The sequence below is a fragment of the Paenibacillus sinensis genome (assembly GCF_019904155.1).
Taxonomy (GTDB): domain Bacteria; phylum Bacillota; class Bacilli; order Paenibacillales; family Paenibacillaceae; genus Paenibacillus_AQ; species Paenibacillus_AQ sinensis.
This window is the reverse complement of record NZ_JAHCMB010000085.1, coordinates 1-258: the sequence shown is the minus strand read 5'-3', so window position 1 is coordinate 258 and position 258 is coordinate 1. Positions and strand designations below refer to the sequence as shown.

The following is a 258-nucleotide window of genomic DNA, read 5'->3' as shown; positions in this document are numbered from 1 at the left end:
TTGGGGTTTCGGGGAGGTATCCCGGAGCGAGAAATCTGCAGGAATTCTGGAGCAATTTGCGGGAGGGACGGGATAGCATCATTGAAATCCCCAAAGAGCGATGGGACTCCGGCCTGTACTTTGACGAAGATAAAACCAAATTCGGCAAGGCGTATTCCAAGTGGGGCGGATTCCTGGAAGGGGTCGATCAATTCGATCCGCTATTCTTCAATATTTCCCCCCGCGAAGCGGAACGAATGGACCCCCAGGAACGATTGT

The 258-nt window shown here is 52.7% G+C and carries 1 protein-coding gene; it reads left to right on the top strand.

Features of this window, described 5'->3' with window-relative positions; translation table 11 throughout:
- Positions 1-258: beta-ketoacyl synthase N-terminal-like domain-containing protein (locus KIH86_RS10525; protein ID WP_223110440.1), on the top strand; the 258-nt coding region annotated here is incomplete at both ends.